Genomic DNA, 14301 nt, shown 5'->3' with positions numbered 1-14301 from the left:
CCGGGCAAGGTGATCGGAGGGGCACATGGCGAGCCAGGCCACGGGGAGCGGTCACCGCGCCGCACCGGTGCACACCGACCCCGCCGAGGTGTCCGTCCTGACCGCACTGTCCGCGCTCGCCGATCCGGTACGGATCCAGCTGGTCCGCGAGCTGGCGGGCTCCGCCGAATGGACGCGCAGTTGCGGCAGCTTCGACGTGTCCGTCGGCAAGGCCGCGCTCAGCCACCACTTCTCGGTCCTGCGCGGCGCCGGTCTGGTGGAACAGCGCGACCAGGGGCCGAGGCGGGTCAACCGGCTGCGCCGCGAGGAGTTCGACGCGCGCTTCCCCGGGCTGCTCGACCTGGTCCTCCGCCCCGACGGCTCCCCTTAGCCGACGGCCGCCACGGGGTCGCGGTCGGTTCCGGCCGTTGCCTTCGGGCCGTCGTCCACGGGCTTCTCACCGGGGACGGGCCCGGCCTCGGGACCCGAGGGGTACGGGATGTCGCCGCGGAGGACGGCCTTGGCACGGTCCTCGTCGAGCTGCCCCTCCCATTTGGCCACCGCCAGGGTGGCGACACCGTTGCCGACCAGGCTGGTCAGGGCGCGGGCCTCGGACATGAAGCGGTCGATGCCGAAGATGAGCGCCAGGGCGGCGACGGGCACGTGCGGAACGGCGCTGAGGGTGGCGGCCAGGGCGATGAAGCCGGAACCGGTGACCCCGGCGGCGCCCTTGGAGGTGAGCAGCATGACGGCGAGCATGGACAGCTGCTGGGTGAGGCTGAGGTCGATGCCGAGGGCCTGGGCAAGGAAGACCGAGCCCATGGTCAGGTAGATCGCGGTGCCGTCGAGGTTGAAGGAGTACCCGGCGGGCAGCGTGATGCCGACCACCGGCTTGGAGGCGCCCACGTGTTGGAGCTTGCCCATCATGCGCGGCAGCACCGGCTCGGTGGACGAGGTGCCCAGGACGATCAGCAGCTCCTCCCTGATGTAGCGGAGGAAGGGCAGCAGGCGCAGGCCGTTGAGGCGCATGACCGTGCCCAGGACGACCAGGACGAAGAACAGCGCGGTGAGCCAGAAGGAGCCGACCAGCAGGAAGAGGTGGCGCAGGGTGTCCAGGCCGTAGTTGCCGATGGTGAAGGCCATGGAGCCGAAGGCACCCAACGGGGCCAGCCGCATGACCCAGCGGATGAGCGTGAACAGGACCTTGGACAGCTTCTCGATGCCCCGGGCGATTCCCAGTCCCGCCTCGCCACTGGCGTGCAGACCGAAGCCGAACAGTACGGAGATCACCAGCACCGGCAGGATCTCGTGGCCGGTCAGCGCGCTGAGCAGGGTGTCCGGAATCATGGCGAGGACGAAGCCGGCGAAGCTCTCGTGGCTCGCGGTGGCCTCCGGAGGCAGGCCCTCGGTGGAGAGGGTGGAGGTGTCGACGTGCAGTCCGCTGCCGGGCTGGACGACGTTGACGACGACCAGACCGATCACCATGGCGACGGTGGTGAGCACCTCGAAGTAGAGCAGCGCCTTGAGGCTGACCCGGCCGACGGCGCGCGCGTTGCCCATGGAGGCGATGCCGTGGACGACGGTACAGAAGATGATCGGCGCGATCATCATGCGCACCAGCGCGATGAAGCCGTCGCCGAGGGGCTTCAGATCGGCTCCGAAGGACGGCCACAGCCAACCGACGGCAGCCCCGGCGACGACGCCGACCAGGCATTGGACGTAGAGCAGGGACAGCAGCCGGCGGATGCGGTGCGGTGGAGCGGTGACGGTACCCGGGGCGGCATCGTTGCGGCTCATGCGGGGCGTCCTTCCAGGACGGGAACGAGAAGTTCGGCTCGGGCGATGCGTCGGGCGGCGCGGTGCAGCAGCACCGTGGGGCACGCGCCGTTCGTCGCGGGGACGGCTTGGGCGGTGATGACACCTGCCGGGGTGCCCAGGCGCAGCGTGCCGTCGGCGGTCTGCCGGGCAACGCGGTGGGCGAGGGTGCCGGGGATGGCGGCTGCGGTGGCCAGCGCGACGGCCGAGGTGAGGCCGATCGCCGGGTGGGGTGCGTGCATGGAGACCATGCGCACGGCCAGGTCGTACTCGTCCGGTGCGACCAGAGTGCCATGAGTGGTGTGATAGGAGACAGATCGGGCAACAACGCCGACCTTCGGAACGGCGTGGCTCACCGGTTCACCCTGGTCGGCCAGACTCATGGCCAGGGCGGCCTCGCGGCGCAGCGCGGTGAGCGCGGGAACCGCCGCTGCGAACTCGGTGAGGGATTCGGTGCCGTCGAGGCCGAACGCCTTGGCCTCGAACAGCGCGGCCGGGGCTCCCGCGTCGATCAGGGACGCCTCGACCGGACCGGCGGGCCCGGTCAGGGTGTCCAGGGCGCGGCCGGTCGGCAGGGCGCGACCCGTGGTCGTACCGGCCGGGTCCTCGAAGCCGAGCAGGACCGGCACACCGAGCGCCGCGGTGCCCGGCACCCCGGCTGTGCCCTCGTGGGGCGCGGTGCTTCCCGGGGTGGGGATGGTGCCGGTGAGGCGGGCGCCGGTGTTGACGTTGAGCATCCGCACCGTGGTGGTGTCCGGTGTGATCGGCACCAGGCCGTTGTGGACGGCGTACAGGGCGACGGCGGTGGCGCAGTTGCCGCAGTTGCTGGTCCACTCCACGCGCTCGTCACCGATGCCGACCTGCGCGAAGGCGTATTCGACATCGACGCCCGGCTCGGCCGAGGCCTGGACGATCGCGGCCTTGGAGGTGGTGGAGGAGGCACCGCCGACGCCGTCGATCTGGCGGGGGTCGGCGGCGTTGTAGGCGGCGAGCAGCAGGGTGTCGGCGTCCACACCGGTCGCCACCACATCGTGGTGGTCGAAGATCCAGCACTTGCTGGTTCCTCCGCGGATCATCTCGCCCTGCAGACGCAACACAACAGACTCCTCATGGATACCCCGACGGCACTTCCGTGCGGGGTGTGATCCACGGTGGGCGCAGAGAGCGTGAAGTACAATCTCGGAAATCTGCACGGGTATTAAGTTGGAGTTAACGCTGGAGGCGGCGCGGTGCTCGACGTACGACGCATCCTGCTCTTCACCGAGGTCGCCCGCCGCGGCTCGGTCACCGCCACCGCGCGGGCGCTCAACTACACGCCGTCAGCGGTATCCCAGCAGGTCAGCCGCCTGGAGACGGAGGCCGGGCAACCGTTGCTGGAGCGCCACGCACGGGGCGTCACGCTCACCGACGCGGGGCGCGCTCTCGCGCTGCGCGGGGAGCGGATCGAGCGCGAACTGACGGCCGCGGAGAACGAGCTGGCCGACTTCGCGGGGCTCCGCGCGGGCACCCTCCGCATCGGCACCTTCCCCACCGTCGGCGCCTCCCTCCTCCCCCGGGCCGTGATCGCCTTCCGGGAAGCACACCCCGACGTACGGCTGACGGTGCGCAGCGCGCGCATCGCGGGCCTGTGGGCGATGCTGGAGAACCGGGAAGTCGAGATGTCCCTGATGTGGGACTACGACTGGAACCGCATCGACCGCGAGGACATCGTCGTCACCTCACTCGCCGACGACCCCCCGGCCCTCCTGGTCAGCAAGGACCACCCCCTCGCCGACCGCCCCATGGCCGCCCTCGCCGACTTCGCGAACGACCCCTGGATCACCCGTGCCGACCACCACCCGGTGGCCGAGGCCCTCGCCCGCAGTTGCCACACCGCCGGTTTCGAGCCGCAGATCGCCTACGAGGCCCACGACTACCAGGAGGCCCAGGCCATGGTCGCCGCCGGAATCGGCGTCGCCCTCGCCCCCACCCTGGCCCTGGAGGGCATCCGCGGCGGCGTCAGCGTCCTGCCCCTGCAACCCCCCGCCCCGGTGCGCCGCATCCTCCTGGTGCGCATGGCCGACCACGCTCTCACCCCCGCCGCCCAGTCCTTCGCTGGCTTCCTGCGCGACAGTGCTACGGCCACGCCTTGACGGACGCCTTCACGTAGTCGGTGAAGTCACGTGGCTGCCGGCCGAGTGCGCGCCGCACTCCGTCGGACAGGTGGCTGTCCATCCCGCGCCGGATCGGGCTCACCGCCTCCGCGTAGTCCTCCGCCTCGGCCGACGACCATCCCTGTCCGGTGAGTTCGGCGACGAACTCTTCGGGGGTCAGCGGCACGTAGCGGATATCGCGGCCGGTGGCCCCGGAGATCTCCGCGACCGCGTCGGCGATGGTCAGGGCCCGGGGCCCGGAGAGTTCGTAGATCTGCCCACCGTGGCCGTCCTCGGTGAGGGCCGCGGCCGCGACCGCGGCGATGTCCTCGGCATCGACGAAGGAGGCCGCGCCGTCCCCGGCGGGCAGTCTCAGCTCACCGGCGAGGATCGCGTCCAGGAAGCTGCCCTCGCTGAAGTTCTGGGCGAACCAGGCGGGCCGCAGGATCGTCCACGCGATACCGCTGTCGAGCACCGCGGTCTCACCGTCCACATGGGTGGCGCCCGCGATGTTGGCCTCGCCGGAGTACCCCGGCACATCCACGCCGCGGCCCGACAACAGCACGACGCGCTCGACACCGAGTTCGACGGCGCGCTCGATGAACGGGCGGGTGAGGAGTTCCCCGTCGATCGGTACGAGGTACACCGCCTTCACGCCGTCCAGCGCGGCGTCCCAGGTGGCGCGGTCGAACCAGTCGAACGGCGGCTCGCCGGAGCGCGACGCCACCCGGACCGGCGCCCCCTGCGCTCGCAGGCGGGACACGACCCGGCCGCCGGTCTTGCCCGTGCCGCCCGTTACCAGAATCGGATGCTTGGTCATGAGACCAGCCAAGCCACTTCGCGTGAGACGGTCCATGGCTCAGAGACTCACTTCGATGTCCGCGCGTCTACGGTAGGGGCATGGATGTGCTCTCCGAACTGCTGGACGGGGTGCGGGCACGCGGTGCCTTGTTCCAACGGACCGTCATGAACCGGCCGTGGTCCCTGCGGTTCGCCAGCGGCTCACCTCTGACGCTGGCCACGATGCTGCGCGGCCGGGCGTGGATCGTCCCCGAGAACGGCGAACCGGTGCCGGTCGGCCCCGGAGACATCGCGATCCTCCGCGGCCGGGCGCCGTACACGGTTGCGGACGACCCGGCCACGCCACCGCAGACCGTGATCACCAGCGCTGATTACTGTGTACGCGACGCCGACAAGAACGAGACCGCCGAGGACCCCGACGGCTCGGCCCTCCTGCTCAGCGGCGCCTACACCGGCCGGGGCGAGATCAGCGAACGGCTGCTGCACGCCCTGCCCGACGTCACGGTGCTTCCCGACGCCGACTGCCACCGCCCCCTGCGGGATCTGGTCATCGAGGAGATCGCCAGGGACAGACCCGGGCAGCAGGCCATGCGCGACCGGCTGCTGGACCTGATGCTCCTCTCCACGTTGCGGACCTGGTTCGACCAGTCGGAGGCCCACGCACCGCCGTGGTACCGCGCGATGGACGACCCGGCGGTGAGCCACGCCCTGCAACTGCTCCACGACGATCCGGCCCACCCATGGACCGTGGCGAGCCTGGCGGCCACGTCGGGAGTGTCCCGCGCCGCGCTCGCCCGCCGCTTCACCGCACAGGTCGGCGAACCACCGATGACCTACCTCGCCTCCTGGCGCGTCGACGTGGCGGCCGACCTGCTGCGCGAGACGGACGCCACGGTCGGCTCGATCGCCCGCAAGGTCGGCTACGCCAACACCTTCGCGCTGAGCGTCGCCTTCAAACGGCTCCGCGGCATCACTCCGACCGAGCACCGCGCCGCGGCGCAGGCCCCGAGCCCCGGGCGATGAGACGCTGCTCCCGCGGTGGCGTTTCGCTCTGCCGGCCTCGGCGCAGCAGGAGTATCGACAGCAGACCGATCACCGCCGCGAACAAGGTGGAGCCGATCGTGATGCCCGCGAAGCCCTGACGGGAGGCGTGGTCGGCGTTGCCCGCGAAACTGGCGAACAGCGAGCCGAACAGCGACACCGCGATGGCCTCGCTTCCCAGCCGGACGGTATTGATCCATCCGGCCGCCATGCCCGCCTCCTTCGCGGGCACCTGCGCCAATGCCTCGCCGTCGATCAGACCGGCCTGGAGCCCGAATCCGGCGCCGACGACCACCATCGGGAACGTCATCCATGCGAGGCCCTGCTCCGCGACCGCGCCCGTGGCCACCAGACCCACGACCATCAGCGCGATGCTCCAGATCAGGATCGTGTCCACGGCCGTCCCCCGGGCAGCCAGACGTCCGGCGATCAGCGGGGAGATCAGCACCGGCATGGTCAGGAACATCAAGAACGCGCCGCTCGCGCCCGGTGAGGAGCCATAGGCGCCCTGGAAGAAGACCGGCAGGTAGGCCACCGCGTTGGTGAAGGTGAAGGATGACACCGCCACCACCAACGTCATTCCGGAGAAGCGCTTGTTCCGCAGAGTGCGCAGGCTCAGCAGGGGGCTCGGCGCGGTGGATTCCCGCCATGCGAACAGTCCGTAAGCGACGAACCCGGCGGCCGTGCACAGCAGGAAGGGGAGCGACAGCCACCCCGTCGCCGAACCGAGTGCCAAACCACCGAGCGTCAGCGTGGTCGCCACGCAGAAGAGCACCGCTCCGGCCACGTCGATCCGGGCCGCGTACCGCTTCTCGTGGGCGGCCGCCCGGCGGATCAACGGCATGCCGAGGCACGCGATGACCAGGCAGCCCAGCTGGAATCCGTAGACGAACCGCCAGCCGACGACCTGGGTGAACAGACCGCACAGGGACGGGCCGAAGGCCAGGGACAGACCCGCGACCGATCCCAGGAGGGCGAAGGCACGGGTTCGGCGCTCACCCTCGAAATTCGATGACACCACCGCCGTACCCACCGAGAAGACGGCACCCGCGCCGGCCCCCGCGACCAGCCGGGCCACGTCCAGCACCAGGTAGTTCGCGGCGACCAGGCTCATCGCGGAGCCGACACCGAAGATCACCAACCCGGACATCAGGGCTCGCCATCGCCCGATGATGTCCGCGATGGAGCCCCAGATGAGGGTCGAGCAGGCGAAGGTGAGTGTGTATCCGTTGAGAGCCCACTGCTCGCCGGTCGACGAGGACCCCAGGTCGTCTGCGATGTCGCCCAGGGACACGGCTGTCCCGGATATCGACAAGGGGACCGTGAAGATGGTGAGCAAGATGATGGGCATCACCAGGCGCGCACCGGACGGCGCGGCACCCGACTGCTCGATTTCGGACGTCATCGTATGCGTCTACCTACTCCCGCACCGCAGTGGCGTTGACCGATCGGCACTCGTCGAGGAAGTCCACGATGTGGCCGAACACGTCCAGCGCCGCGTTGCGGCCGATGAACGTGTCGAGGTGGCCGTATCCCGGAACCTCCACATAGCGGACGTCCATCTCGGGGTACCGGCGGGTCAGGACGTCGTGGCAGAGCTCGTTGGAGTCGTACCAGAAGCGGTTGTCGCTGCCGGACAGAAGCATCAGCGGGATGTCGAACTTCCCCGCGTTGTCGAGCGCGTTCTTCGGCAGCGCGTCGTAACGGCCGTCGGCGTCGTTGTACCGCATCATCGTGTGGGCCAGCTCGATGCTGCGCAGATGCGGCAATATCCACATCGGCACCGTACCGTACAGATCGGCCAGGCGGTCGTGGGTTACGTCATCGAGGTTGTCGTGCTCGAAGAGCGAACCACCCACGCCCCACGAGTCGTTGTTGAGGATCTGGCAGTTGGGGTCCTTGCACTCGGCGCCCAGCGAGACCTCCGCGAAGATCAGCGAGTGCTTCGACCACAGGCCCACCTTCTTGAAGTCGGTGGGGATGTTGACCAGCCGGGACCGGAGCAGCTCCCCGCCGAAGTGCAGGCGCGCCCGCGTCTTCCAGGACATCTTCGGCGTGAGGAACACCCCCTGCGCGACGACGCCGGCCAGGCCGGGCACCAGCCCCGCCGCCATGCTCAGCGACAGGCACATCGCCCCGATGCAGTGCGCGACGACCAGCAGCTCGCGGCCGTCGATCCGTTCCCTGATCAGCGACACCGCCTCGGGGATGTCGTAGAGCGCCACATCGTCGAAGGTGTAGCGCACCCGGCCCTCGTTGTACGGAAGACGGCAGCTGCCGCGCCAGTCGAGCAGCCAGGGCTCGTAGCCCGCGTCGAGCAGGACGTCGACCAGGTTGCGGGTCTCGGGCAGCGTGAACATGTCCGCCGAGGCGGTGAGACCGTGCAGGATCAGCACGGCCGGGCGGTCGGTGGCACCGTCCTCGGGGGCGACCCGGCACAGGCCGAGCTCCGTGCCGTCGGAGGCCGTGAAGGGGATCTCCTCGACCCGGTCCCCGAGCGCGTGGTGGAGGGGCCTCAGCGTCATCGGGTCTGCTCCCTTTTGATCATCAGCTTCCTGATCTTGCGTTGCAGCTTGTCCTTGTCCCGGTCGATCGCGTCCCGGCGCAGGTCCAGGAGTTCGGCGGCGACGCGCAGGGAAGGCTCGGCGAGCCCCATGCCCACCTGGACGAAGAACCACGACAGCCAGGCCAGTTTGGCGAGCCGCTGCTCCTGCGACGACAGCCGCGGATCGACCCTGATCCCGTCGATCTGGTCCGGGACGTAGCTCTTGCCTGGCACCTTGACCACACCGGACAGGCCGGCCGGCTCGCCCTCGCGCCCGATGGTGACCTCGATGGTCCGGGTCTGCTTCCAGAAGTCACGGCTGGCGCGGGCCGTCTTCCAGCCCTCCAGCCACCAGCGGCCGCCGTCCCGGTCCACCAGCACCAGGCGGTAGCGCAGCAGGGGGTGGTCACTGCCGTGCCGGAGCGGAACGCCCTCGTCGGGACGGACCCAGATCTCGCCCGCCTCCACCGTCAGCGGCTCCGGGTGCAGCCGCTCGCAGGTCACCTCGCCTCGGACGTCGATCTTCCGGTGCCGTACGACCTGGTACATGCTCGCGATGGACAGGGTGAGGGCCATCCGGCACCTGGTGTCGCGATCCTCCCCGATCGGGCCCACATGGCCCTTCGTACGCTCGCGGAACGACAGGTAGGGCGGGTCCTCGCGGCTGGGCAGCCGCGCCACGCCGTCCTTCGCCATCCGCTCGAATGCCTTCAACTGTGCCTGGCCGCCGTACCGTTCGGCCATCGGCAGGCGGTGCCGCGTCACGAACGTCTCGGTGCGTTCCGATCCGGCCTCGGGGCCGAACATCAGCGCCTCGAACAGCTTCATCGCGGTGGGGCTGCGCAAGATCCGGACCAGGAAGTCGAGTTCGGGCACCGGCTCGGCCGCATGCCGCTGAAGCAGGTCGTCGCGCCAGTCCCGCCAGTTGGCCACCCGTACGTTCATACCGGCCAGCTTCATGTCCTTGACCAGTTCCGGCAGCGTCTCGGCACGGCCGGTCACGTTGTAGTTCTGGCCCCATGCCTGGGGATCGAAGACCACCGCGGCCACCACCTTGCTGATCCAGTCCACCGGCGCCAGGTTCATGAACTTGAACGCCGGGACGGTCCGGTACCGGGAGAACGCCCCGATCAGACCGGTACTGAGGTCGCGCGGGTTGTACACACCGGTCCGGGTGTGGCCGCCGATCGCGCCCGGGCGCAGGAACGTCACGGTCAGGCCGTGCTCGCGGGCCCGCCGCAGCACGGCCTCGGCGGCCCACTTCGACTTGTCGTAGCCCGCGACGAGCCGGTCGATGTGGGCGACCGGGTCGTCCTCGCCCATCTTCTCGATGCCGACCTCGTTGAACACGGCGACCGACGAGATGTGGTGCAGCGGTTTGGGCCGCCCGGTCATCGCCAGCTCGGCGAGGACCAGCGGGCCGAGCACATTGGTCTGGCGCAGCGACGGGTAGCCGCGCAGGAAGTCGACCGCGGCGGCGACGTTGACGATCGCGTCGATCTCCTGGGCCAGGCTCTCCCAGCCCTCCGGCGACAGGCCGAGGCGCGGCTGCCTGAGGTCCGCCGCGAGCACCGTGACCCGCCGCCGGACCTCGCTGGACCAGGGCTGGTCGAAGCTCGCCAGGGCGTCGGCCAGGCGGCGTTCGGCGGCGGCGTCATCCGCCGCGCGCACCAGGCACACCACATGGGCGTCGCGCTGCCGCAGCAGGTCGAGCAGGAGGTGGCTGCCGAGGTAGCCGGTGGCGCCGGTGAGCAGGATGCGGCGCGGCGGAACCCGGTCGGCCTGGTGGCTGAACGGCAGCCGGTCGGCGAGCGCGAGGTCGGCCAGGATCATCTCCAGGTCCTCGTCCGCCCCGCCGTCCGACGCGCGGACGACGACCGGCGCGATCGACGGCGAACCGTTCGACGACGACGTGGTCGGCGTGCTCGGTGACGGGGCGTCCGGCCGGGCGTCGGGCACCGCGGTGGGCAGCCCCGCAGCGGCGGCCCAGCGCTGGGCGAGGCGTCGGGGCCGCGCGTCCGCGAAGACGTCGTCCAGGCTCACCCGTACGTCCAGTTCCCGGGCCATGACCGCGACGAGCTCGACCGCGTCGACCGACGACAGACCGGCGTCGAACAGGTCCGTCTCGGCGTCGGGCGTGTTCCCCGGCAGGAAGCGGGCGGCCCGGGCGACGATGTCCGCGGCGACCTCCATGACACCGCGGGCCCCCGCCCCGTCGGCGGGTGCCGGTTCCGGGGCGGCGCGTTCGGCCGTCTTCCGGAAGCGCGCCAGGAGGTCGGTGGCCTGGGCGCGGCCGGGGCCGCGCCGCTCGATCACCTCCTCCTCGGGACGGCGGTTGACACTGCGGTTGCGGCTGGTGCCGCTGCCCGCCTCAGGCATTGCTGACCTCCGCTGCGTTTTCGGATCCGAGGTCCCAGGAACGGAACTCCCGGAGTTGTGCCACCGGCACCGCCACCTCCAGGCGCGGTGCCTCGACGTCGCCGCCGCCCAGGCGGGAGACCAGGCGCCGGGCAGGAATGTTGCGGGGCGTGTGGTCGGCGACGAGACGCACCGTGCCGCATCCGTGGGCCTCGGCCCGGTCGGCCAGCCACTGGAGCAGCCGGTCCTCCACGCCCCGGCCGAGCACGCGGCAGCTCATCATCCAGGCGACCACTTCGAGTGCGTCGTTGTCCGCGGTGACGGCCAGGACGCCGATCTGCCCGTACGCGCCGAACCGGTCGCGTGCGGTCGCCGTCCACACCTCGCCGTCCTCCCGCAGCCGCTCCAGTCCGGCGGCGTCCAGAGGGCGGGGCCGCAGGTTGAACTGGTTGGTGCGCCTGCTCAGTTGGACGGTGCGCTCGGCCGTCTCCTCGGACACGGGCTCGATGTCGAGTTCGAGCTGGAGGTTCTCCAGGAACTCGGCGAAGCCCAGGTGCGCCCGGGCCTCGCCGCGCACCTGCTCCTGCCGGTAGAACTCGGCCCTGGCGGAGTCCTCCGCCGTCGCGGCCCGCGGCACCATCGGCCACAGCCGGGCGACGAAGTCGGCGAGTTCGCCGGCGCCCGGGCAGGTGACGCACAGCACCTCGGGCAACTGGGCGCGCACCCCGGCGATCTCCACCGGGTTGTCGTCGAGGAACAGGAAGCTGTCGAGGCCGAGCCGCAGCTCCTCGGCGATCTTCACGATCCGCGTCCACTTCGGCTCCCACGCCGCGGAGATCGCGGCGAAGTGCTCCCGGTGCAGCGGGCTGTCCGGACGGTCGAGGATCCGGTGCACCGTGTCCTCGTCGTTGTTGGAGACCAGGGCGAGCAGCACTCCGGCCTCCCGCCACTGGAGCAGCCGCTGCGCGAGCAGGGCGCGCGGACCGGTCAGGTCGACGTTGCCGGGGCCGATCTCACCGGCCACACCGCTCCACAGCGTCTCGTCGCCGTCGACGACGATCACCTTGGGCGCCCGGCGGCGGACCTTCCAGACGACATCGGCGAGCCGCAGCGCCACGACCGCCTGGAACTCGTCCTGGAACGGCAGGTGGGCCATGGTGTCGGTGTGCGCGTCGAACACGTCGGCCACCGGGTAGTCGTCGTCGTTCCACGTGTCCGAGGGCAGTACGGCGATGCCCGGCCGGTCGGCGAGGCGCGCCGTGACCTGTCGCTCCCACGCGCGCAGCCGTTCATCGTCGGAGCGCTCCGGCAGGAAGGCCACGACGAGCGGGGTGCGGGTGCGGTCGGCGAGGGCGCGCAGGGCGGTCGGGTACTCGTCGGCGAGCTGGGCGAGCAGGTCGCCGCCGTCGCCGGTGTCCGCGAAGCGCGTCAGGTCGCCGGGACGCAGCAGGACGAGGCTCGCGACCGTCGGCGTCCGGGCGAGGACGCTGCCCGGGTCGTGCAGGCTCGCCAGGACCTGGTGGTAGGGGGCCTCGGCCACGTCGAAGGGCCCGCCGTCGACACCGGCGTCCTCCAGGGCGACCGACAGCATGGCCGGGAGATTGCCGAGGGCGAAGGTGGCCGCGACGGCTATCCGCTGCGCGGGTTCGGGGGCCACGGCGGGCTCGATGGCCGTCGCGGGCTCGGGGGCCACGGTGGTGGGTCCTTCCGGTAGCGCGAGGAGGGTGTCGGGGCCGTCGGCGATCTCGGCGGCGAGGGCGAGGCAGCCGCGCGCGAGGTCCGCGCAGTTCGCCTCGTCGAGGACGTCGGCGTTGTATTCGAGGCCGACCTTCCCGAGCCCCGGCATCACGGTGACCATCAGGTCGAGGTCGGAGTAGCCGGTGCCCGCCGGGACGATCCGCAGGCCCTCCGCGGCACCGGCGTGCGGCGGCATGTAGTTGAAGTAGACCTCGACGAGCGGCGCGTCCTTGCGGTACAGCCCCTCCTCGACGAGGGCGGACATCGCGTCGAAGAACGTGACGCCGCGTTCCAGGACCCGGCTCAGCCGGCTGTCGGTGCGCCGCAGTACGTCGACTGCCGCCTCCCCCGCCTCCACCTGGGCGGCGTACGGGATGGGCAGGCCGAAGTACCCGACCGCGTCCGGGGCGGACACGTGCAGGCGGGTGTCCACGGGGACCGCGAGGACGAACCTGTTCCGCTCGCGCAGCCGGGCGAGGTGCACCGTCAGGACACCGAGCCAGAAGGCGGCGGGCGTGATGCCGAGGCGGTTCGCCCGGGCCGCCACCTTCTCGTGGAGGTCCTGCGGCAGGTCGGCCAGGTGCATGGCCGAGCGGAACGACCGCTCCACCGGCCGCGGCCCGGCCAGTTCCAGGTCGAGGCGCCGGGCCCCCACGAAGTCCTCGCGCCAGGCGGCCGACGGGCCCTGCTCGTCCGCCGGGCGCTCGGCCTGTGCCCGCAGCAGCAGGTCGATGTCGCGGTTGGTGACGGCTGCGGGCGGCTCGGCGCCACCGAGTCCGGCGCCGAGGCCGTGGGCCACCAGCATCAGCGAGGCCAGATCGGAGACCGCGTGGTGCGCGCCGAACACGAGAACCTGCTCACCGGACGGGTACGCGAGCAGCTCGAACCGCCACAGCGGGGCGAGGGACAGGTCGAACGGCGGCTCCATCAGCGCGCGCAGCCGCTCGTCCACGTCCGTGCCCTCGTCCACCGGTGACCAGCGCACCAGGTCGTCGTCGAGGGAACGCCGGACCTCCAGCCGCAGCCCGCCGTCGGCGTCCGGGACGATCGCGGTGCGCAGCGCGGCGTGCCGGGCGGTCAGCGAGGCGATCACCTCGGCCAGGCGGTCCGGCGTCGTCGGGGCCGTGAGCCGCACGGCGAGGCCGATGTGGTGGGTGACGCCGGGCGTGCCGTGCTGCTCGGCGCGGAGCAGGCGTACGACGTCCCGGGTGGCGGGGTGGCGTACGACGTCCGGGATGTCCTCGGCGTCCTCGGTGCCCCCGCTCGCGTCAGGGCCGTCGACGGTCCGGCCCGCGCCCGCGATGAGCTGGTCGGCGATGCTCTCGACGCTGGCGCCGTTGAACAGCGAGCCAACGGGCAGGGCCTGGCCGAAGTCCGACTCGATCAGGCTGCGCATCTGCATGGCCATCACGGAGTCGAGGCCCTGGCCGACGAGCGGCGCGGCGGGGTCGATCTCCGTGGTGTCGAACCCCATGGTTCCGGCGAACCGGTACCGCAGCCGGTCCACGACCGCGTCCCGCGAGTCGAGCGCCATGCGGCCGTCCGCGCCCGCCGCCCGCCCGGCGCGGGCCACGGCGACGCGGCGGCGCGGCGGGAACAGACCGGCGAGGAGCGGGGGCAGCAGGCCAGGCGCGGTGGCGCGCAGGACGGGCTCGTCGAGGGCGGCGGCGAGGAGCAGCGCATCGTCCGTGTCCCGGGCGAGCGCGGCGTCCAGGAGCCCGAGCCCCTGGTCGGTGTCCAGGGCGGCGACCCCGCCGCGCTTGATCCGCTCCAGGTCCGCGGCGCCGAGGTGCCCGGTCATGCCGGTGGCCTCCGCCCACAGGCCCCAGGCCAGGGACAGTCCGGGCCGACCGGTGCGGCGGCGCTGCTGCGCCAGCGCGTCGAGGAACGCGT

Annotated in this window: 10 protein-coding genes; 3 read left to right on the top strand and 7 right to left on the bottom strand. The window is 71.4% G+C overall.

Translation table 11 applies throughout. The annotated features are described in order from the left end of the window. Nucleotides 1-25 precede the first annotated feature (25 nt). The gene (locus SSOG_RS38215; protein ID WP_009719665.1) at nucleotides 26-370 is read left to right on the top strand and encodes an ArsR/SmtB family transcription factor; all 345 of its coding nucleotides are present in this window, start codon (nucleotides 26-28) and stop codon (nucleotides 368-370) included. On the opposite strand, the gene dctA is transcribed toward SSOG_RS38215, so the two are convergent. Next, nucleotides 367-1776 (bottom strand): C4-dicarboxylate transporter DctA, encoded by a 1410-nt coding sequence (dctA, locus tag SSOG_RS38210; protein WP_009719664.1) that lies wholly within the window; start codon nucleotides 1774-1776, stop codon nucleotides 367-369. The genes SSOG_RS38215 and dctA overlap by 4 nt on opposite strands. Further along, nucleotides 1773-2891 carry a PrpF domain-containing protein gene (locus SSOG_RS38205; protein WP_009719663.1) on the bottom strand — a complete coding sequence of 373 codons (1119 nt, stop codon included), beginning with the start codon at nucleotides 2889-2891 and terminating at the stop codon, nucleotides 1773-1775. Before SSOG_RS38205 ends, dctA begins: the two co-directional genes overlap by 4 nt. A 132-nt stretch (nucleotides 2892-3023) precedes the next feature. On the opposite strand from SSOG_RS38205, the gene SSOG_RS38200 reads away from it, so the two are divergent. Further along, on the top strand, nucleotides 3024-3926 hold the full coding sequence (locus SSOG_RS38200; protein WP_009719662.1) for a LysR family transcriptional regulator: 903 nt from the start codon (nucleotides 3024-3026) through the stop codon (nucleotides 3924-3926). Here SSOG_RS38200 and SSOG_RS38195 read toward each other — a convergent pair. Continuing rightward, nucleotides 3910-4746 (bottom strand): NAD(P)H-binding protein, encoded by an 837-nt coding sequence (locus SSOG_RS38195; RefSeq protein ID WP_039939681.1) that lies wholly within the window; start codon nucleotides 4744-4746, stop codon nucleotides 3910-3912. The genes SSOG_RS38200 and SSOG_RS38195 overlap by 17 nt on opposite strands. Before the next feature lie 80 nt (nucleotides 4747-4826). On the opposite strand from SSOG_RS38195, the gene SSOG_RS38190 reads away from it, so the two are divergent. Beyond that, nucleotides 4827-5750 carry an AraC family transcriptional regulator gene (locus tag SSOG_RS38190; RefSeq protein WP_009719660.1) on the top strand — a complete coding sequence of 308 codons (924 nt, stop codon included), beginning with the start codon at nucleotides 4827-4829 and terminating at the stop codon, nucleotides 5748-5750. Here SSOG_RS38190 and SSOG_RS38185 read toward each other — a convergent pair. From SSOG_RS38185 to SSOG_RS38170, 4 genes are all read right to left on the bottom strand, one after another. Next, complete coding sequence (locus tag SSOG_RS38185) at nucleotides 5698-7173, bottom strand: MFS transporter (protein WP_009719659.1); 1476 nt, start codon at nucleotides 7171-7173, stop codon at nucleotides 5698-5700. The genes SSOG_RS38190 and SSOG_RS38185 overlap by 53 nt on opposite strands. A 13-nt stretch (nucleotides 7174-7186) precedes the next feature. Next, on the bottom strand, nucleotides 7187-8293 hold the full coding sequence (locus tag SSOG_RS38180) for an alpha/beta hydrolase (protein WP_009719658.1): 1107 nt from the start codon (nucleotides 8291-8293) through the stop codon (nucleotides 7187-7189). Then, entirely contained in the window at nucleotides 8290-10692 is a 2403-nt protein-coding gene (locus SSOG_RS38175; protein ID WP_009719657.1) for a thioester reductase domain-containing protein, read from the bottom strand. The genes SSOG_RS38180 and SSOG_RS38175 overlap by 4 nt, the downstream gene beginning before the upstream one ends. Then, nucleotides 10685-14301: HAD-IIIC family phosphatase (locus tag SSOG_RS38170; protein ID WP_039939679.1), on the bottom strand; the 3617-nt coding region annotated here is incomplete at its 5' end. The genes SSOG_RS38170 and SSOG_RS38175, both read right to left, overlap by 8 nt.

The organism is Streptomyces himastatinicus ATCC 53653 (genome assembly GCF_000158915.1).
Taxonomy (GTDB): domain Bacteria; phylum Actinomycetota; class Actinomycetes; order Streptomycetales; family Streptomycetaceae; genus Streptomyces; species Streptomyces himastatinicus.
The sequence above is the reverse complement of the archived record's forward strand: the minus strand, read 5'-3'. Positions and strand labels throughout refer to the sequence as shown.